At 32.4% G+C, this 19,659-nt stretch carries 16 protein-coding genes; 12 read left to right on the top strand and 4 right to left on the bottom strand.

What is annotated here, in order from left to right; translation table 11 throughout:
- Positions 1-64 precede the first annotated feature (64 nt).
- The 3 genes from ACYX4H_RS03960 to ACYX4H_RS03950 are packed head-to-tail and all read left to right on the top strand — an operon-like array spanning position 65 to position 4,164.
- Entirely contained in the window at positions 65-1,375 is a 1,311-nt protein-coding gene (locus ACYX4H_RS03960; protein WP_476237915.1) for an MGH1-like glycoside hydrolase domain-containing protein, read from the top strand.
- A gap of 31 nt (positions 1,376-1,406) precedes the next feature.
- Complete coding sequence (locus ACYX4H_RS03955; RefSeq protein ID WP_476237914.1) at positions 1,407-3,014, top strand: sodium:solute symporter family protein; 1,608 nt, start codon at positions 1,407-1,409, stop codon at positions 3,012-3,014.
- Between the two features lie 10 nt (positions 3,015-3,024).
- Positions 3,025-4,164 (top strand): glycerate kinase, encoded by a 1,140-nt coding sequence (locus ACYX4H_RS03950; RefSeq protein ID WP_476237913.1) that lies wholly within the window; start codon positions 3,025-3,027, stop codon positions 4,162-4,164.
- A gap of 75 nt (positions 4,165-4,239) precedes the next feature.
- On the opposite strand, the gene ACYX4H_RS03945 is transcribed toward ACYX4H_RS03950, so the two are convergent.
- Both ACYX4H_RS03945 and ACYX4H_RS03940 read right to left on the bottom strand, forming a co-directional pair.
- Positions 4,240-4,494 (bottom strand): DUF3098 domain-containing protein, encoded by a 255-nt coding sequence (locus tag ACYX4H_RS03945; RefSeq protein ID WP_475295875.1) that lies wholly within the window; start codon positions 4,492-4,494, stop codon positions 4,240-4,242.
- 66 nt (positions 4,495-4,560) lie between these two features.
- Positions 4,561-5,445, bottom strand: coding sequence for a cell division protein FtsX (locus ACYX4H_RS03940; protein ID WP_476237912.1), 885 nt, complete (start codon positions 5,443-5,445; stop codon positions 4,561-4,563).
- Positions 5,446-5,644: 199 nt separating this feature from the next.
- Between ACYX4H_RS03940 and ACYX4H_RS03935 the strand changes: the two genes are divergently transcribed.
- The 8 genes from ACYX4H_RS03935 (at position 5,645) to ACYX4H_RS03900 (ending at position 15,622) form a co-directional block, all read left to right on the top strand.
- A complete protein-coding gene (locus tag ACYX4H_RS03935) occupies positions 5,645-9,109 on the top strand; it encodes a leucine--tRNA ligase (RefSeq protein ID WP_476237910.1) in 3,465 nt (1,154 codons plus the stop codon).
- A gap of 26 nt (positions 9,110-9,135) precedes the next feature.
- A complete protein-coding gene (locus ACYX4H_RS03930) occupies positions 9,136-9,411 on the top strand; it encodes a SemiSWEET family sugar transporter (protein ID WP_476237909.1) in 276 nt (91 codons plus the stop codon).
- A 221-nt stretch (positions 9,412-9,632) separates the two neighbouring features.
- Positions 9,633-10,733 carry an alanine dehydrogenase gene (ald, locus tag ACYX4H_RS03925; RefSeq protein ID WP_475295871.1) on the top strand — a complete coding sequence of 367 codons (1,101 nt, stop codon included), beginning with the start codon at positions 9,633-9,635 and terminating at the stop codon, positions 10,731-10,733.
- Between the two features lie 145 nt (positions 10,734-10,878).
- Positions 10,879-11,571 (top strand): zinc metallopeptidase, encoded by a 693-nt coding sequence (locus tag ACYX4H_RS03920; RefSeq protein WP_475295870.1) that lies wholly within the window; start codon positions 10,879-10,881, stop codon positions 11,569-11,571.
- A gap of 62 nt (positions 11,572-11,633) precedes the next feature.
- Complete coding sequence (locus tag ACYX4H_RS03915) at positions 11,634-13,403, top strand: MutS-related protein (RefSeq protein ID WP_476237908.1); 1,770 nt, start codon at positions 11,634-11,636, stop codon at positions 13,401-13,403.
- A 399-nt stretch (positions 13,404-13,802) separates the two neighbouring features.
- Positions 13,803-14,186: a hypothetical protein gene (locus ACYX4H_RS03910; protein ID WP_476237907.1), complete on the top strand. Its 384-nt coding sequence runs from the start codon at positions 13,803-13,805 to the stop codon at positions 14,184-14,186.
- 120 nt (positions 14,187-14,306) lie between these two features.
- Entirely contained in the window at positions 14,307-14,786 is a 480-nt protein-coding gene (locus tag ACYX4H_RS03905; protein WP_476237906.1) for a hypothetical protein, read from the top strand.
- A gap of 53 nt (positions 14,787-14,839) precedes the next feature.
- Positions 14,840-15,622, top strand: coding sequence for an amidohydrolase (locus tag ACYX4H_RS03900; RefSeq protein WP_476237905.1), 783 nt, complete (start codon positions 14,840-14,842; stop codon positions 15,620-15,622).
- Here the strand turns inward: ACYX4H_RS03900 and ACYX4H_RS03895 are convergent.
- Together ACYX4H_RS03895 and ACYX4H_RS03890 are read right to left on the bottom strand one after the other, a co-directional pair.
- The gene (locus tag ACYX4H_RS03895) at positions 15,606-17,222 is read right to left on the bottom strand and encodes an Ig-like domain-containing protein (protein ID WP_476237904.1); all 1,617 of its coding nucleotides are present in this window, start codon (positions 17,220-17,222) and stop codon (positions 15,606-15,608) included. The genes ACYX4H_RS03900 and ACYX4H_RS03895 overlap by 17 nt on opposite strands.
- Positions 17,223-17,275: 53 nt before the next feature.
- Positions 17,276-17,956, bottom strand: a complete 681-nt coding sequence (locus tag ACYX4H_RS03890) for a ComF family protein (protein ID WP_476237903.1) — start codon at positions 17,954-17,956, stop codon at positions 17,276-17,278.
- A 130-nt stretch (positions 17,957-18,086) separates the two neighbouring features.
- Here ACYX4H_RS03890 and ACYX4H_RS03885 point away from each other — a divergent pair, with 130 nt between their 5' ends.
- Positions 18,087-19,631, top strand: a complete 1,545-nt coding sequence (locus ACYX4H_RS03885) for a glycine--tRNA ligase (protein ID WP_476237902.1) — start codon at positions 18,087-18,089, stop codon at positions 19,629-19,631.
- The last annotated feature ends 28 nt before the right edge of the window (positions 19,632-19,659 follow it).

Below are 19,659 nucleotides of genomic sequence, written 5' to 3'. Positions count from 1 at the left end.
TTGGTGGTGAGCTTTTTATTGCAAACTAGCACATGCACTGTTTTAATTCACAAAAAAAAATAACATGAAAAACGCTTTGTACAAAACAGCTCAAGAGGTTTTAAATAATAACTGGAAAGATGGTTTTAGTGTACCATGTGCTAAGTTATATCCATTCCAATGGTTTTGGGATTCTGGCTTAATTGCTATTGGTTTTGCACATTTTGATATGCCAAAAGCCGAACAAGAAATTAGAACCTTACTAGACGCCCAATGGGGCAACGGTTTTATACCGCACATTATATTTCATACAGAAAGCGATACGTATTTTCCTGGTCCAGATTTTCATAGATCAGATTTACACCCATTATCATCAAAAAAATACAAATCTACAGGTATGACACAGCCACCTGTAACAGGTTTTGTGTTAGAAGAAATTTATAAAATTAGTAAAGATAAACAGGCAACTTTAAAGTTTATTCAAGAAACAATTGATAAAGTGTACTTTAACCATGAGTACTTTTATAATAACAGAGATGTTAATAACGAAGGCTTAGTTTATATTTACCATAACTGGGAATCTGGTACCGATAATTCGCCAATTTGGGATGACATTTGGAAAACAATGAATCCGCCAGAATACACCTTTGAACGTAGAGATACTACACATGTTGATGCTTCTGAAAGACCATCAAAACGTGAGTACGACCACTATTTGCACATTATTGAAATAGCAAAAGCACATAATTACAGCGATGAAAAAATAGCTGAATTATCGCCGTTTTTAGTACAAGACCCATTATTTAATGCCGTTTTAATAAAATCTAATCAAAGTTTAATTAACTTATATGAGCTTTTAGGAAATAATGATGCTAAAATTAAGCAACTAAAACAATGGCAAGAAAAAGCTATAGCATCATTTAATACTAAATTATACGATGAAAATTTAGGCGCTTATGTACATTACGATTTAAGAAACGAAAAACAATTAAACTTTTTGTCATCATCATCATTTGCACCATTATTTGCAAATATTCCTAGTAAAGAAAGAGCAGGAACTATGGTTAACGTTATGATGGAAAGATTTGGAGGCGATAACCAATACTTGTGTGCGTCTTTTGATCCTACAAGTGAGCGTTTCAACCCTAAAAAATATTGGCGTGGTCCTGTTTGGGTAAACTTAAACTGGATGTTGTTTAATGGTTTGATTGATTACGGATACAATGCTATTGCTGAACGCGTAAAAAATGATACTGTAAGTATTATTGAACATAACGGTTTTTATGAGTATTTTGATTCTAGAAAAGAAATTCACGGTACGGTAAATGCAGGTTACGGCGGCAATAATTTTTCATGGAGTGCAGCTTTATTGGTAGATTTATTAAACAAAAAATAAATAGAATAAACATTTAAAAAAATAAGTCATTATGAATTACATAGATTATATCATTATAGTAGTGTATTTGCTAGGTTTTTTAGGAATTGGCTATTTTTTTAAAGAAAATAACGACTCTAAAGATTATTTTTTGGGTGGTCAATCAATGGGTTGGTTTCCATTAAGTTTGTCAACCATGGCTACGCAATTATCGGCCATAAGTTTTATATCGGCGCCGGCATTTGTAGGTTTAAAAGAAGGTGGTGGTTTACAGTGGTTAACTTATGAATTTGGCGTGCCGCTAGCTATGGCTTTTTTACTAATAGCTATTATTCCATCATTATATAAATCTGGAATTGTTAGTGTTTATGAGTATTTAGAAAAACGTTTTGATGCCTCATCACGTTTGTTAATAAGTTTTGTGTTTCAAATTAGTCGTTCAGTAGCAACAGGTGTTATGGTTTACACTATGGCCTTAATTTTACAAGCTACCATTGGTATTGAATTCTGGGTTTCTATTTTAATTATAGGAGCCATAACAATGGTTTACTCGTTTCAGGGAGGAATGAAAGCTGTTATTTGGGGAGACGTTATTCAAATGCTCATCTTATTTTTTGGTATTATTATCTGTTTAATTTATGGTTTAAGTGAATTGGGTGGTTTTGAAAACTTTTTAACCAACGTTGATAAAGATAGATTAACGGCGGTAGATTTCTCTAAATGGGGATTTAATAACGCCGATAAAAATGACGAATTTGGCTTTTGGCCCATGGTAATTGGTGGTTTTTTCTTGTATGCTTCGTATTACGGTACAGACCAAACACAATCACAAAGGTTGTTATCTGCCAAAGGCATGCCAACAATAAAAAAGTTGTTGTTAGCAAATGGCTTGTTTCGTTTTCCAATAACATTAACTTACTGTATTATGGGTTTAGTGTTGGGTACATTGCTTTTACAAGATGCTAGTTTTCAAAGTATGATGGATAGCGTTTACCAATCTAACATCACAAGTTTAGAAGGTAAAAAAGCCGATTTAATGGTGCCAGTTTTCATTATAAAATATTTACCAAATGGTATTATAGGCATTTTAATAGTAGCAATAATGTCAGCAGCAATGTCTTCATTAAGTTCAACAGTAAACTCATTGTCTGCCGTATCTTTAGAAGATTTTGTTAAACGCTTCAAACCAAACATGTCTGATAAGCAATATGTAATGAACTCTAGGTTGTTATCGCTTTTTTGGGGTTTAGTATGCCTGTTTTTTGCATTTTTTGCTGGCAGTATTGAGGGCACAGTTATAGAAGTAATTAATAAAATAAGCTCAGTATTTTACGGGCCTATTTTAGCTGCATTTATATTGGCAATTTTAACAAAGAAAACGCATGCGTTAGGTGCAAATATTGGTATTGTGGCAGGTGTGTTATTTAACATGTATTTGTGGCTGTATGTGCCAGAAGTATTTTGGTTTTGGTGGAATGCCATTGGCTGTCTTGTAACTATTATTGTGGCATACACAATTAGTTTAATTATTAAGAAAGAAACTAAGCAAGGCTTAGAGGTTGTGTTTTATAAAGCAGGAAAAAAGGAAGTGCTTATTTTACTATCATATTTTGTAGTAATAGCCTTGTTAGCTATGTCATTATCACAAATTTTAAATTAAATTTTTAACAATGAAAGTAGTAATTGCTCCAGATAAATTTAAGAATTCACTAACAGGTGAAGCGTTTTGTAATGCAGTAGAGGAAGGTTTGTTAGCCAAAAACCCTGGGATTGAAATTTTAAAATTACCATTAGCCGATGGTGGCGATGGCACTATTGACGTTGTGAATTATTATTTAAAAGGTGATAGAGTGAAATTAGTAGTTAATAATCCATTTTTTAAAGCTGTTGAAGCATCTTATTTATATGCTGAAGATTCTAAAACCGCATTTATTGAAATGGCCGAAGCTTCTGGTGTTAAATTGTTAAAAGCTAAAGAGTTTGATTGTAAAAACGCATCTACCTTTGGCACAGGTGAATTAATTGAAGACGCTTTAAATAAAGGTGCTAAACACATTATTTTAGGTATTGGCGGAAGCGCAACTAACGATTGTGGTGTGGGTATGGCAACAGCTTTAGGATATCGTTTTTTTAATGACAACAACCAAGAAGTTGAACCTATTGGCGCTCATCTTTCAGAAATTAAAAAAATATGTGTTTTAAAAGCGCACCCAAAATTACAAACCACAAAGTTTAGTGTAGCTTGCGATGTTACTAACCCGTTATACGGACCCAACGGCGCAGCCTTTGTATATGCTGCCCAAAAGGGTGCAACCAAAAGAGATATTAAAATGCTAGATAAAGGCTTGCAAGATTTTGCAAAACATTTAAAAGCAACCTTTAAAGTTAATGTGCAAAATGTAAAAGGTGCTGGTGCTGCTGGAGGTATGGGTATTGCTTCAAAATTGTTTTTAAAAGGCGAATTAATTCCGGGTATAGAACTTATTAAAAACTTAGCAAATTTTGATGAAAAAATAACGCATGCAGATTGGATTATTACAGGTGAAGGAAAGCTAGATTCGCAAACCATGTCTGGTAAAACCATTCAGGGTGTGTTAACTTCCGCGAAAGCTAAAAACATAAAGGTTGCTGCTTTTTGTGGCGCTGTAGAATTATCAGAAAATGATATAGATGCTATGGGAATTAGCTATGCCAACGCTGTTATTAGCAAAGCAAAATCTTTACAAGATGCTATGCGAAATAGTTACACATATGTGAAGCAAATGGCTGAAAACTTTGGGTTTTTGCTGTTAGGAAATAAAACGGCTTAGCCTTTCTTTCTAAAACAAGAGATTGTTATAATAAATACTTTTAAAATAGATTTCTTACTGTTTTTTTGTGTAAAACTACTCTTTATCCGGATTTAAAAGAATAGCATAAATTTGAATACCAAACCCTGCTAAAACCAAAGCAGGAGCTAAGCGAATACGTCTCCAAGAAAAAATTTCAGGATTAAAAACATTGGGGTCATCACTACCGCCACCAGACATTAAAATAAAGCCTATAGCTATAATAGCTAAACCAATAAACATGAATTTATAGTTTTTTTTACCAAAAACAAACATGGCTTTTGTGTCTTCTTTTCGTTTTTTTTCTCCCATGGTTTTAAAATCAATATTGCAAATTAAAGCATTTATTTGGTGCCAAAGTGTTAATCTAAATGTAATTTATACTATATAATACAACTCATCGGTTTTTAAATTTAAAAAACGTTGGGTTGCAAAATGGGTGCTTATCCAAGTAATAATAATACCTAAGGCAAAAACAAAAGCAAAAAGTAAAACAACTAAAACAGGTTTAGCAAGTAATTGTAATTCAGGAAATGTTTGGTTTAAATAATAAAGCACAATGGCCATACCAATTAAAGCCAATGTAGCACCAATAATGCCTAAACGTATGCTTTTCCAAATAAAAGGTTTGCGTATAAAGTGTTTGGTTGCCCCAACCATTTGCATTGTTTTAATGGTAAACCGTTTTGAGTATACAGATAAACGTAATGAACTATTTATTAAAAGCACCGCAATTACAGTAAAAAGTGCACTTATAATGAGTACCCAAAAACTAATTTTTTTAACGTTATCATTCATAAGGTTTACTAAGTCATTATCATAGCTTACTTCATCAACAAACTTTTTATTTAAAGCCTCGGCAGATACGGTTTCTAAATGTTCAGAGGTTACATAATCTGCTTTTAAATGCACATCAATAGAATTCTGTAGAGGGTTGTAGCCTACAAAATCCATAAAATCTTCGCCTGTTTCAGCTTTCATAAATTGGGCAGCCTGCTCTTTGCTAACGTATTCAATAGATTTTACATAATCGCTCATAGCTAAACTTTTTTCAAGTTGTTTAACTTCAACTTCTTTGGCATTTTCTTTCAAATAAATAGTAACAACTACCTGTTCTTTAAAATGGTCTGATACTTTTTTTGCATTCAAAAGTATAATACCTAACAAGCCAAGTAAAAACAATACTAACGCAATGCTTAATACCACTGAAAAGTATGAAGAAATAAGTCGGCGTTTTTGTTGTTTTTCAAAATATGAGCTCATAAAATCTATTTCATTAATGCAGTAAAAATATAAAAGAATTCTGTATTCCTTAACTAATACAACGTTTAACTTTTAATAGTGTTATAATAAGTTTAAATTTGCAGCCGTCATTACTAGGGTAGCAACCACGAAGTAATCTTTTTAATTAGCAGATAGCTTCACTTTATTGGCAATGACGTTAAATATCTTTAAAAGAGTCATGAATTACAATTTCAACGAAATAGAAGCCAAGTGGCAAAAATATTGGGCAGAAAATAAAACCTTTAAAGCCGAAAACCAAAGTGAAAAACCCAAATATTATGTGTTAGATATGTTTCCGTACCCAAGTGGTGCAGGTTTACATGTTGGCCATCCGTTAGGGTATATTGCATCTGATATTTATGCACGCTACAAACGCCATAAAGGATTTAATGTATTGCATCCGCAAGGGTATGATTCTTTTGGGCTTCCGGCAGAACAATATGCCATTCAAACGGGGCAGCACCCTGCAATTACAACCAAAGAAAACATTGCAACATACCGCCGCCAACTAGATCAAATTGGCTTTTCGTTCGATTGGTCTCGTGAAGTAAGAACATCAGACCCAAAATATTATAAATGGACGCAGTGGATTTTTATTCAATTATTTAATTCATGGTTTAATTACAATACTAATAAAGCTGAAGATATTTCAGCGTTAATAGATATTTTTAATAACGAAGGAAATGCCAATGTAAACGCTGCTTGTGATGACGATGTTGAAATATTTTCAGCTAACAATTGGAAAACCTTTTCAAAAGAAAAACAAGAGCAAATATTACTACAATACCGTTTAACTTATTTAGCCGAAACTGAAGTAAACTGGTGTCCGGCTTTAGGAACTGTTTTAGCAAACGATGAAATTGTAAACGGCGTATCTGAACGCGGAGGGCATCCGGTTGTGCGTAAAAAAATGACACAGTGGAGTATGCGTATTTCTGCTTATGCTGAACGTTTACTTCAAGGTTTAGAAACTATAGATTGGACAGACTCTTTAAAAGAAAGCCAGCGTAACTGGATTGGAAAATCGGTTGGGGCTTCTGTAAGATTCCCCATCCTATCCTTCCCCAAAGGGGAAGAGAAAATAGATTCTAAAATGCCCGGTTATATGACTGGTGGAAATAATTCTCATTTACTCATTGAAAGAGCCAAAGAAATGAGAGCTAATCCTACTGAAGCTGAAGCTGCTCTTTGGCAAAATTTAAAAGGAAAAAAGCTAGATGCTAAATTTAGACAACAACATTTAATTGGAGATTTTATAGTAGATTTTGTTTGTTTAGATAAAAAGTTAATTGTTGAGGTTGATGGTAAAATCCATGAATCTCAAGTTGAAGAAGATGCAAAACGAACTGAAATTTTAGAGAATGATAATTACAAAGTAATAAGATTCTCAAATGAAGAAGTTTTAGGGGATATAGGTACTGTTTTAGAAAAAATAACAGCAGAATTATCACAAAGAGAATCTGTGAAGAGTACGCAAGTCCTTCCCTCAGGGAAGGATTTAGGATGGGAAATTGAGGTTTTCACCACCCGTCCTGATACCATTTTCGGGGTAAGTTTCATGACCTTAGCACCAGAACATGATTTGGTGTCAAAAATTACAACACCAGAGCAAAAAGCTGCGGTAAATGCCTATGTTGAAGCTACAGCAAAACGTAGCGAGCGCGATAGAATGGCCGATGTTAAAACCATTTCTGGCGTGTTTACAGGGGCCTATGCAGAACATCCGTTTACTAAAGAGCCTATTCCTATTTGGATTGGCGATTACGTACTTGCTAGCTACGGCACAGGAGCTGTTATGGCGGTACCTTGTGGAGACCAGCGCGATTATGATTTTGCAAAACACTTCGGAATTGAAATACCAAATATTTTTGAAGGTGTAGATATTTCTGAACAAGCCTTTGCCGATAAAGACAAAACCGTTATTGCCAATAGTGATTTTATTAATGGCATGAATTATAAAAAAGCTACCAAACGTGTAATTTATGAGTTAGAGCAAATTGGCCAAGGCGAAGGAAAAACCAATTACCGCCTGCGCGATGCCGTATTTAGCCGCCAGCGTTATTGGGGAGAACCATTTCCTGTGTATTATGTTAATGGCATGCCACAAATGATTGATGCTAAATATTTGCCTATTGAGTTACCCGAAGTTGAAAAATATTTACCAACTGAAACCGGTGAGCCACCATTAGGAAACGCCACCAAATGGGCTTGGGATACCGAGAAAAACGAAGTTGTAGAAAACCAAAAAATTGATAACAAAACAGTTTTTCCTTTAGAGTTAAACACCATGCCAGGGTGGGCAGGAAGCTCGCAATATTTTAACCGTTACATGGACCCACAAAATGATGAGGCTATCTTTTCAAAAGAAGCCATTAATTATTGGCAACAAGTAGATTTATACATTGGTGGTAGTGAGCACGCCACAGGGCATTTACTATACTCGCGCTTTTGGCAAAAATTTATGTTTGATAAAGGTTATGTTGGTCATGATGAGTTTGCTAAAAAACTAATTAACCAAGGTATGATTTTGGGAACTAGTGCTTTTGTTAGTTTGTTAAATGTCTTTATCAAAGACAGTAATGGAGTTGAGAGTAGATATTTATTGGCTATAACTAATGACTGGATTATTGAACTTTCTGGTGCTAGATCTATTTCGGTAGAAGAATATAATAGCAAATTATTAGAATTTCATGAAGTATTGATGGTTGTAGTGCAAAAACATTTTTCTCTAGATGAGAATGGAGCAAGAATAGTTGATTCAATAAAGTATGGTGTTGATGAGATATATAAAACGCATGTTGATGTATCTTTCGTAAATGCTTCTGATGAATTAGATTTAGAGCTATTCAGAAATTGGCGAGCAGACTATAAAAATGTAATTCCTGTTGAAGAATCGGGAGTTATAAAAGTGTTTCGCGACGTTGAAAAAATGTCAAAGTCAAAATACAACGTAGTCAATCCAGATAATATTTGTAAAGATTACGGGGCTGATAGTTTACGTTTATACGAAATGTTTTTAGGCCCGTTAGAGCAATACAAACCTTGGAATACAGCTGGTATTACCGGTGTGCACGGTTTCTTAAAAAAACTTTGGAAACTGTATTTTGATGACAACGGACTAAAAGTAACTGATACGGAGCCAACCAAAGACAACCTTAAAACATTACATAAAACCATTAAAAAGGTTGAAGAAGATATTGAGAATTTCTCATTCAATACATCAGTATCAACCTTCATGATTGCGGTAAACGAGTTATTATCTCAAAAATGTACAAGTAAAGCTATTTTACAACCGTTATTGGTGTTAATTTCACCGTATGCGCCACATGTAGCAGAACAGCTTTACGCTTGTGTTGAGTTTGGTAAATACATTCAACCAGATGAATTACCAAATGATTATAAAGGTATTAGCGCAGTTGCATTTCCTAAGTTTGATGAAAGTCATTTAGTTGAAAGCAGTAAAAACTACCCAATTTCATTTAACGGTAAAATGCGTTTTACTATGGAGTTGCCATTAGATATGAGTAAAGAAGATATTGAAAAAACAGTTATGGCTCACCAAAAAACACAAGAGCAATTAGCTGGCAGAACGCCTAAAAAAGTTATTGTAGTGCCCGGTAAAATTGTAAACATTGTAGGTTAAAATTGTGCAATGTTTTTTTAACCATTATGCAAGTTTTTAATATAGATTATATAGAAATAATAGGTTTAACAGCCGCTGTTTTAACAACATCGGCTTTTTTACCGCAAGTTTATCAAACTTGGAAAACTAAAGATGTATCGGCACTATCACTTCCCATGCTGCTCATCTTTTTCATTGGTATTTTATTTTGGCTAGTGTATGGCATTTTAATGAATAGTTTATCAATGATTTTGGCAAACTCTATCACCATTATATCGTCTTTCTTACTAGTTTACTTCAAAATTAAATACTCTAAACGTTAGTACTATTTCAAAAAAATTAGGGGTTTTTTAATTTTTATACGTCTTAATTACAAAATAGTTAAAAAAGATATATTGTGAATATCTATTTTAGTTAATTCATAAATATATGTTCATTTCCTTAATTATTTTTTAATAAAAACATGATTTTTGAATTTTTTTTCAATCTAATGTTTTAAATTTGTAACCGTTTTTAACAAATAACTTAAAAATTATCACCGCTTATGAAAATTGGTGTTCCTATTGAAATTAAAAATAATGAAAACCGTGTTGGTATGACGCCATCTGGGGTTTTTGAACTTGCTAAAAGAAATCACACAGTTTATGTGCAAAAAAATGCTGGTTTTAACAGTGGTTTTTTAGATGAAGATTATGTTGAAGCAGGCGCAACAATTCTTGATACTATTGAAGATGTTTACGCAACTGCCGAAATGATTGTAAAGGTTAAAGAACCTATTGAACAAGAATATACGTTAATTAAACCACACCACACCGTGTTTACGTATTTTCATTTTGCATCTAGTGAGCCGTTAACAAAAGCTATGATTGAAAGTAAGGCTGTTTGTATTGCTTATGAAACTGTTGAAGATAAAGATGGTTCATTACCGTTGTTAATTCCTATGTCTGAAGTAGCCGGAAGAATGTCTATTCAACAAGGGGCTAAATATTTAGAAAAACCTATTATGGGACGCGGTATTTTACTTGGCGGAATTCCAGGAGTACCACCAGCAAAGGTTTTAATTTTAGGTGCAGGCGTAGTAGGTGTGCAAGCAGCACGTATGGCTTCTGGTTTAGGCGCAAACGTATTTATTTTAGATATAAATATGAAAGCCTTAAGGCATGTTAGCGAAACTATGCCAAATAACGTAATTAGCGAGTTTTCTAGTGAATATAACATTAGAAAGCACATTAAAGACGCCGATTTAATTATTGGTGGTGTACTTATAAAAGGTGCCAAAGCTCCAAAACTTATAACAAGAGATATGCTTAAAGATATGCAACCCGGTACCGTAATGGTTGATGTGGCTGTAGATCAAGGTGGTTGTTTTGAAACTACAAAACCAACTACACACCAAGACCCAACGTATATTATAGATGAGGTTGTGCATTACTCAGTGGCAAACATGCCTGGTGCAGTGCCTTATACATCAACAGTGGGCTTAACTAATGTTACATTACCGTACGTTATTAAGTTAGCAGACATGGGTTGGAAAAAAGCAACTAAGAAAAATAAATCACTTGCAAAAGGACTCAACATAGTAAACGGTAAAATAGTTTATAAAGAAATTGCAGAAGCGTTTGATTTAGCGTTTGAAACTGCATAATTTAAGTTGATTAGGTTAATAGCAGAAACCCTAATAAACATTTGTTTGTTAGGGTTTTCTTTTTTTTATATGACAAACTTTCATTTTTATATTTATGGTGTAATTATTGTTATATTTACTTTATAATTAAAAAGAAAAAAACAAAATGATAGGATATTATATATTAATTGGTGCTATAACACTTGTAAGTTGGGCTGTTAGTAACACGCTAAAACGCAAGTTTGATAAATACTCTAAAACACCATTACGTAATGGCATGAGTGGTGCAGAAATTGCACAAAAAATGTTGGCAGATCATGGTATTTATGATGTTGAAGTTATTTCAACAGCAGGAAGGTTAACAGATCATTATAACCCAAAAAACAAAACCGTTAATTTAAGTGAGGCTGTTTACAACCAACGTAACGCTGCTGCGGCTGCAGTAGCAGCTCATGAAGTTGGGCATGCTGTACAACACGCCCAGGCATATAATTGGTTGCAAATGCGTTCAACATTGGTGCCTATTGTAAGTGTTAGTTCAGGCATGTCTCAATGGTTAATCATTGGTGGTTTAGTGTTAGGTGGTGCCGCTGGTTTAGGTTTAGGCTGGTGGGTAGCTGTGGCAGGTGTTGTATTAATGGGGTTTGCAACCTTGTTTAGCTTTATAACATTACCTGTAGAGTATGATGCTAGTAACCGCGCATTGGCATGGTTAAAAAATAAAAATGTTGTAACTCCAGATGAATATAAAGGCTCTGAAGATGCTTTAAAGTGGGCTGCAAGAACATACTTAGTAGCGGCTATTGGTGCGCTTGCTAACTTATTATACTGGGCGCTACAAGTATTTGGAAGAGACTAAAATTTAAAAACAATACATTATAAAAGCTCTGAAGTTTTTTCAGGGCTTTTCTTTATTTAAAAATGATAGATACAAACAACTTTTACAAAGAAAACGTTACATTATATAAAGCAAAAGCCAAAGCTTGTCATAAAAAAATGATATCGCTTAGCCTGGTGAGGTTAACAGTGTTTTTATTAACAGGTTTGGGTGTTTATTTTACAATTAATACTTGGCAAATTGCTGTTTTAATAGCGTTAATTGGTGTGGTTGTTTTTGTGAAATTATTATCAAAATACACCGATGTTAAAAATAATAAGGCTTTTTTTGAAGCATTGGTAACTATTAATAATGATGAAATTGCCATTGCATTGGGTAAATTTCATGACAGAGATAGTGGCAGCCAATATCAAGACCCTTCACATTTTTATAGTTTAGATATAGATTTGTTTGGTCGTGGTTCATTCTTTCAATTCATTAACAGAACTACAATAAATGAGGGTACAGAAACACTTTCAAACCTATTAAAAGCTAATAATATTGATGATATCCCGGTGAGGCAAAAAGCCATAAAAGAATTGAGTGAAATGCCAAAGTGGCGCCAGTTTTATTTAGCAGCGTCTAGTTTGGTAACCATTGAAACTTCAGCAAAATCTATTATTACTTGGCTTAAAAGTTACACGTTGTTTTTGCCTAAAACTATGCGCTGGTTACCTTTGGTTTTTTCAATAATTACAGGCGTTTTATTACTTGCAACTTTGGGTGGTTTTATAGCACCGTCTATTATTGGGTATTGGTTGTTTGTTGGTTTGGGTATTACGGGTGTTTATGTGAAAAAAATAAACGAATTATCATTTAAAACAGATAAATTAAAGGATACATTTAGGCAATACAGTGTATTACTAAAGCAAATTGAAGAGGCCAAATTTCAATCTAAACTTTTAAAAGAAAAACAAGCGCTTATAACTTCTGAAAATAAAAAAGCTTCAGTAATTTTTAAAGAGCTTTCAAAAGCTTTAGATGCTTTAGATAATAGAAACAACATTATTGGTGCTTTTTTTGGAAATGGATACTTTTTAACCGATTTAAAAAATAGTTACAAAATTGAACAATGGATTAAAAATTACGGTCATAAAGTTAATGATTGGTTTGAAGTAGTACAGTTTTTTGATGCTTACATTTCACTAGGTAATTATGCGTTTAACCACAGGCATTTTGTGTATCCTGAAATAACAAATTCTCCTGAAGTTATTAAAGCTGAAAAGTTGGGGCATCCGCTATTAAACGCCTCAAAGCGTGTTGATAGTAATTTACAAATTGATAATGAACAGTTTTTTATTGTAACCGGTGCAAATATGGCAGGCAAAAGTACCTTTTTGCGCACAGTATCTTTACATATAGTTATGGCCAATGTTGGTTTGCCAGTTTGTGCAACATCTAGTAAATACAATCCGGTAAAATTAATAACAAGCATGCGTACTACAGATTCTTTGACAGATGATAGTTCGTATTTCTTTTCAGAATTAACAAGGTTAAAGTTTATTGTAGATACAATTAAAAACGATTCTTATTTTATAATTTTAGATGAAATTTTAAAAGGTACCAATAGTACAGATAAAGCTATTGGATCTAAAAAATTTGTTGAAAAATTAGTGGCATTACACGCTACAGGCATTATTGCAACGCACGATTTGAGTTTATGTGCTATTGAAAATGAACTTAAACATGTGAAGAATTATTATTTTGATGCCGAAATTATTAATAACGAACTTTATTTTGATTACATGCTAAAGCAAGGTGTTTGTCAAAACATGAATGCATCCTTTTTATTGAAGAAAATGGATATTGTTTAATATATCTAATCTTAAAAATAAAACCATTAACCGAAACAGTTAAGGCGTTTTATCGATAAACGGAAAAATGGATTAAAACAATCTATAAATTTGCTGTAGTAAATTGTTTAATCCATTAAAAATCAAAAGTATGTCAATCTTCAACATATTACTTATTTTACTAGTTTTTGTCATCGTTTTCGGTGCCTTATCATGTCACATTTTAATAGTTTCTTACAAGTTAGATAAAGATTTATCTAGGGTAATTAATAATGCTAAATTTTATTTAGAAGAATCTTCAGAATATAAAATGAAACACAAACAGCTTATTTAATTCTAATTTTTAACAATACATAATTCTAGTAAAAAAGAATTATTACACTATTGTTTTACCTAAATCTAACCTAAAAAAACTTAAACATGTTAATAATAAAAATACTTGCTGTAGTGGTTGTTTTATACATTATTATAACGCTATATTTTTTAGTTCAATCATATAACATACAAAAAGAAACAGATAGTTTAAATAACAACCAAAGTGCTATTATTTATAATAGTTTTATTAAAAAACAAGAACTACACAAAAACATTATTTCTCAAATAAAAAAACCTAAAGAACACTTTAATTTAATGCAATGTATAAAAACAATAGATTTTATACAAGCTATGGAAAATTTTTACGATTGCGAGCATAAACCTTGTAATGAACAGGTTGAAAATAATTTAAAAGAAATGCAAAAAATTAAATGTAAAATGAAAAGAAGAATAGTTAAGCTTTTGAGAGGAAAGCGAAAACTGGTTTAACTCAAGGTTAAGCCATTTATAAAAGTAACGTTTAAAAATCCAACCTAAACGTTACTTTTTTTTGTATGTAACTTTTTTTAATGCAGTGTGTCTTAATAAAAAATAAACTTAATATTACATATGAAACTTTTAATTTTAGTACTAAGCTTTGGGTTTTTTAGTATAACATGTAACGCTCAAAATAGTAAAGTAAATACAGTTAATTACAAGCTAAAAGGCAGTAAAATTTATAAAAATGGTGAAGATGTAACGGCCACCTTAACCGAAGCTGAACAAGAGGCTATTAAAGATACATTAAAAAAAGAAAAAGCTGATGCGAAAACAAAACTAAAGCAAGAGAAAGATTTAAAGAAAGCCGAAAAAGAAAGAAAAAAAGAAGCGCAAAAACGTAAAAAAGCAACCAAAGCATTAAAACGAAAAGAAACTATACAGGCCAACTACAATAAAGCAAAAAATAATTTAGAAAAAACACAAGCTAAGTTTAAACGCTTAAAAGAAAAAGGAAAGCTATCTCCAATTAAAGAAATACAATACGAGCAAAAGCTAGAAAAGCTTAATGAAAAGTTTATTAAAGCCGAAAAAAAACTGAAATCTATTTAAGTTTAAACGTAGTTTAAGTTTGGTTTTGCTGTTTTAAATAAGTAATTTTCAATATGCAAAACGAACTAAATATAGCACTAATTCAAACCGATTTAGTTTGGGAAAACCCTGAACAAAATCGGTTTAATTTTTACAATAAAATACAAACACTACCACAAAATGTAGATGTTGTTGTGTTGCCAGAAATGTTTACAACAGGTTTTACAATGAATGCCCAAACTGTTGCTGAGACCATGCAAGGAAAAACAGTTAATTGGATGTTAGATACCGCCAAAAAACACCAGCTTGCAATTGTGGGTAGTGTTGTAATAACTGAAAATAATAATTATTACAACCGCTTAATTTTTGTTGAACCTAACGGAAAAATATACAGTTACAATAAACGACATACATTTACATTAGCCGGTGAAGATAAAGTATACACCAAAGGAATTAAGCAGCTTATTGTTAATTATAAAGGTTGGAAATTTTGCCCTTTAGTTTGTTATGATTTGCGGTTTCCTGTTTGGGCAAGAAACACAACAGATTATGATGTGTTGTTATACGTTGCCAACTGGCCCAAAAAACGTATAAATGCTTGGGATGCGCTTTTAAAAGCAAGAGCTATTGAGAATATGAGTTATTGCATTGGAGTTAACAGAGTTGGTGTAGATGGTTTAGGTATTGAATACTCGGGCAACTCTGCAACTTACGATGTTTTAGGAACTAAAATTACAAATATACAACCAAATAAAACACAGGTTGAAGTTGTAACCTTGCAAAAACAACATGTTTTAAAATATAGAAATGCGCTACGCTTTCTAGATGATAAAGATAATTTTAGTCTAAAAATTTAAGCGTTTGTATTAAACCCCAATTGGCTCTTATTTCTTCGTCATTGTCAAAAATAAAGTGGCTTACGTGTTCTGGCTGTATCTTTTTTAAATAATTACCAGAATCATATTTTTTGTTACCGTTTGCATCATGTATAGCTCTTACAAAATATTTTCCGGGTGTAACATTTAAAACGTCTACTTCTTGTTGTTTTTCAACATAAGTTTCAAATTTAACATCGCCTTTATCATTGGTTAATTGAAGTATAAGTGGGTATTTGGCATTAACTAATGTAAAACGCGCGTAACCATAATCAGATTCTTTTCTGGTGCTAACACTATAGTTTAGTGTATCTGTATTAAAAGTGCCGTAAAAATCTTCAAAAGCTTCGGGTTTTATTTCAAAATTATAATTGTTTTCATACGCTTTTTTAAATTTGAAAACATAGGTGTTGTTAATAGTATCAAAGGCTGTGGTAAAGTTTACTTTGGTAGAATCTTTGTCTATTAAAGTTACTTTTTCAGCATCAAAAAAAGTAAGTGGTGTAGTGCCTGAAATTTTAAAATCTTCATTTAAAGAAATAGAACTTGTAGGGTTGGCATTAAGCATTAAAGAATCACGTTCTTGCACGCTAATTCTAGCTGTAAAAGTTTTTTCGTAATTGGTGTTTGTTACTTTAAATAACAGCGAATCTACCTCTAATCTTGGTTTGTACCAGTAGTATAGTGTGTCTGTTTCTTTATCTTTAGTGATTTTATACTTGAAATCTTTGGGGGTTTCAGACTGTATTTTTATTTGCATGTTTTTATAATCTCCTTCATAACCAAAAGCAATTTTTTCACCAGAAATAAGCTTTGGGTTTACAGCTTTAAAATCTAACGCTTCTTTAAAAAGTTTTAATGTGTATGTGGTGTCTGTAGGTATGTTAATAAATGTTTTGTGAAACGCAATTTGATCTGTTTTTTGCTGAAATTTATTATCGCCATTATTATCTTTTAAAGCCATAAGCATGTATTTGCCGGCTTTAATATTTTCAATAGAAAATGTGGTAAGACTATCAAGTGTGTTGGTGATGTATTTAGGTACTTCTTTATAAACAATAGAATCTGTAAAGGTAGAATCTACTTCATATAAAGCTACATTTACAAAGGTTTCTGGTGCTCTGTTATAAGCATCAATAATTTGGCCTTGTACTTTTAAAGAATCTATGTAATCTCCGGTAGAAAATACATATCTGTAGTACGGGTATGGGTTTCCTTCGTTATTATCTACAATACTATTTCCAAAGTTAAAAGCATAGGTGGTGTTTGGTAAAAGTGTGTCAATAATTTTAATTTTTATTGTTTTACTAGCGCCACTCATAGGCCTAATTTCAGGTTGGTATTTCATTGGTGGCGAAATAATGAGTTGTTTTTCAATGTTTTTAATTTTTATATACTCATCAAATTCAACCTCAATTTCATTGCCTTTAAAATTGGTAGAATAGTTCTCTGGAGACGATTTTTCAATTTTTGGAGGTTCTTCATCTTTTGGGCCGCCATCGGGTGTGCCACGGTTAGCGCAATTAATTAAAAGCGTTCCAAAAAAAACTAATAAAACAACGTTTGAAAGGGTTTTATTCATTACCAACTTAATTTTGCACAAACCTACATAAAATTAGAAATATAACGTGCAAATTACGGTACTATTGCCATGGTAGCAATGCTAATTTTTATGTTTTTAGCTTGTTGTAACACCGTGGCACACGCTTCTAAGGTAGCGCCAGTTGTTATAATATCATCAACTAATAAAATATGTTTGTTTTCAATGTGTTGCATATTTTTTAATGCAAAAAGTTCGTTGGTGTTTTTCCAGCGTGCAACACGTGTTTTGTTGGTTTGTGAAGTGGTATTTGTAATTTTTACCAATACATTATCAATAAATTGGGCATTTAATGCAAGTGCCAATTGTTGTCCAAATTTAGTTACTTGGTTATAACCACGTTTTTGTAATTTCTTTTTGTGTAAAGGTACGGGTATTACACAATCAATATTTTTGTAGGCATCAATATTTTTAAGCTCACCACCAAGCCAATTGCCAAGTGTAAACCCAATTTTTTCATAGCCTTTATATTTTAAGCCATGTATGAGCCTTTGTACGTTGCTCTTTTTTTCAAACCTAAAAAGAGCGGTGCCTAATTCAATTTTTACACGGCCATAAAGTACTTTTTTAACGCTATTATTATCATCAAAATGAAAGTTTGTAACAGGTAAATCATGCCGGCAATCAATACAAATATCGTGTTCATTATCTTGTAGTAAACTATGGCAGGCATAACAAACCTTAGGAAAAAATAAGTTTACTACATCAGCTATCATTTATTTTGGTATTGTGAAGTTTATTTAATTTAGAAAATAGATGAGTAAACTTACATAAAAATACCACAATTTTCAATAAATTTTAATGTTGAACGCTTTTAGTTTCAGGGCGTTTTATATTTTTGCAGCTATGGCAAATCAAGACGATAAATTTAAGAAGGTTATATCGCATGCAAAGGAATACGGGTATGTATTTCAAAGTAGCGAAATTTATGATGGTTTAAGCGCTGTTTATGACTATGCACAAAACGGAGCCGAACTAAAGAAAAACATACGAGATTATTGGTGGAAAGCCATGGTACAAATGCATGAAAATATTGTAGGTATAGATGCCGCTATTTTTATGCACCCAACCACTTGGAAAGCATCAGGACACGTAGATGCGTTTAATGACCCTTTAATTGATAATAAAGATTCTAAAAAACGCTACAGAGCCGATGTTTTAATTGAAGATTATTGTGCTAAAATAGAAGCTAAAATTGATAAAGAAGTAAAAAAAGCAGCTAAACGTTTTGGTGATGCTTTTAACAAAGAAGAATTTGTAACTACCAATGGTAGAGTGCTTGGTTATCAAGAAAAGATAAATACAATTCTATCTAGAATGGCAAAATCTTTAGAAAACGAAGATTTAGCCGATGTTAAAGCCCTAATTGAAGAATTAGAAATTGCAGACCCGCTAACCGGAAGTAAAAACTGGACAGACGTTAAACAGTTTAACCTTATGTTTGGTACAAAACTAGGCGCAAGTGCAGAAAGTGCTATGGATTTATACCTGCGCCCAGAAACAGCACAAGGTATTTTTGTAAACTTTTTGAATGTACAGAAAACAGGAAGAATGAAAATTCCGTTTGGTATAGCGCAAACAGGTAAAGCATTTAGAAACGAAATTGTTGCCAGACAATTTATATTTAGAATGCGTGAGTTTGAACAAATGGAAATGCAATTTTTTATTAAACCAGGCACACAAAAAGAATGGTATGAACACTGGAAAGAAACCCGCCTAAAATGGCACTTAAGTTTAGGTATGGGTGAAGATTTATATCGTTTTCATGACCACGAAAAATTAGCACATTATGCTGATGCTGCTGCCGATATTGAGTTTAAATTTCCGTTTGGTTTTAAAGAATTAGAAGGTATACATTCTAGAACTGATTTCGATTTAAGTCAGCATGAAAAATTTTCAAGTAAAAAATTACAATATTTTGATCCTGAAGAGAACAAAAGCTATGTGCCGTATGTATTAGAAACATCAATTGGTTTAGATAGAATGTTTTTAGCAGTTTTCTCTAATGCATTACAAGAAGAAGAATTAGAAAATGGTACTACCAGAACTGTTTTAAAATTGCCAAGTGTTTTAGCACCTGTAAAAGCAGCTATTTTGCCACTAGTTAAAAAAGATGGTTTGCCAGAAATAGCACGTAAAATTGTTGATGAATTAAAATGGGATTTTAATGTTATTTATGATGAAAAAGACGCTGTAGGACGCCGTTACCGTAGGCAAGATGCTAACGGAACACCATTTTGTATTACAGTAGATCATGATACCATTGAAGATAATACTGTTACCATTAGGCATAGAGATACTATGGAGCAACAACGCGTTAAAATTGATGAATTAAGAAACATCATTAAACAAGAAGTTGATGTACGTAATTGGTTAATGAAAATGAAGTAGTAAAAACTTTTAGTAAAAAACTATTATA

The sequence above is a fragment of the Seonamhaeicola sp. ABD4_340 genome (assembly GCF_056312135.1).
This window is presented reverse-complemented; position numbering and strand designations above follow the sequence as displayed.

Excerpts from the sequence above, each read along its gene's own strand:
- ACYX4H_RS03895 (WP_476237904.1), bottom strand. The coding sequence starts at position 17,222 with ATGAATAAAACCCTTTCAAACGTTGTTTTATTAGTTTTTTTTGGAACG.
- ACYX4H_RS03905 (WP_476237906.1), top strand. The coding sequence starts at position 14,307 with ATGAAACTTTTAATTTTAGTACTAAGCTTTGGGTTTTTTAGTATAACA.
- ACYX4H_RS03910 (WP_476237907.1), top strand. The coding sequence starts at position 13,803 with ATGTTAATAATAAAAATACTTGCTGTAGTGGTTGTTTTATACATTATT.
- ACYX4H_RS03955 (WP_476237914.1), top strand. The coding sequence starts at position 1,407 with ATGAATTACATAGATTATATCATTATAGTAGTGTATTTGCTAGGTTTT.
- ACYX4H_RS03960 (WP_476237915.1), top strand. The coding sequence starts at position 65 with ATGAAAAACGCTTTGTACAAAACAGCTCAAGAGGTTTTAAATAATAAC.
- ACYX4H_RS03935 (WP_476237910.1), top strand. The coding sequence starts at position 5,645 with ATGAATTACAATTTCAACGAAATAGAAGCCAAGTGGCAAAAATATTGG.
- ACYX4H_RS03920 (WP_475295870.1), top strand. The coding sequence starts at position 10,879 with ATGATAGGATATTATATATTAATTGGTGCTATAACACTTGTAAGTTGG.
- ACYX4H_RS03950 (WP_476237913.1), top strand. The coding sequence starts at position 3,025 with ATGAAAGTAGTAATTGCTCCAGATAAATTTAAGAATTCACTAACAGGT.
- ACYX4H_RS03930 (WP_476237909.1), top strand. The coding sequence starts at position 9,136 with ATGCAAGTTTTTAATATAGATTATATAGAAATAATAGGTTTAACAGCC.
- ACYX4H_RS03945 (WP_475295875.1), bottom strand. The coding sequence starts at position 4,494 with ATGGGAGAAAAAAAACGAAAAGAAGACACAAAAGCCATGTTTGTTTTT.
- ACYX4H_RS03885 (WP_476237902.1), top strand. The coding sequence starts at position 18,087 with ATGGCAAATCAAGACGATAAATTTAAGAAGGTTATATCGCATGCAAAG.
- ACYX4H_RS03900 (WP_476237905.1), top strand. The coding sequence starts at position 14,840 with ATGCAAAACGAACTAAATATAGCACTAATTCAAACCGATTTAGTTTGG.
- ACYX4H_RS03915 (WP_476237908.1), top strand. The coding sequence starts at position 11,634 with ATGATAGATACAAACAACTTTTACAAAGAAAACGTTACATTATATAAA.
- ACYX4H_RS03940 (WP_476237912.1), bottom strand. The coding sequence starts at position 5,445 with ATGAGCTCATATTTTGAAAAACAACAAAAACGCCGACTTATTTCTTCA.
- ACYX4H_RS03890 (WP_476237903.1), bottom strand. The coding sequence starts at position 17,956 with ATGATAGCTGATGTAGTAAACTTATTTTTTCCTAAGGTTTGTTATGCC.
- ald (WP_475295871.1), top strand. The coding sequence starts at position 9,633 with ATGAAAATTGGTGTTCCTATTGAAATTAAAAATAATGAAAACCGTGTT.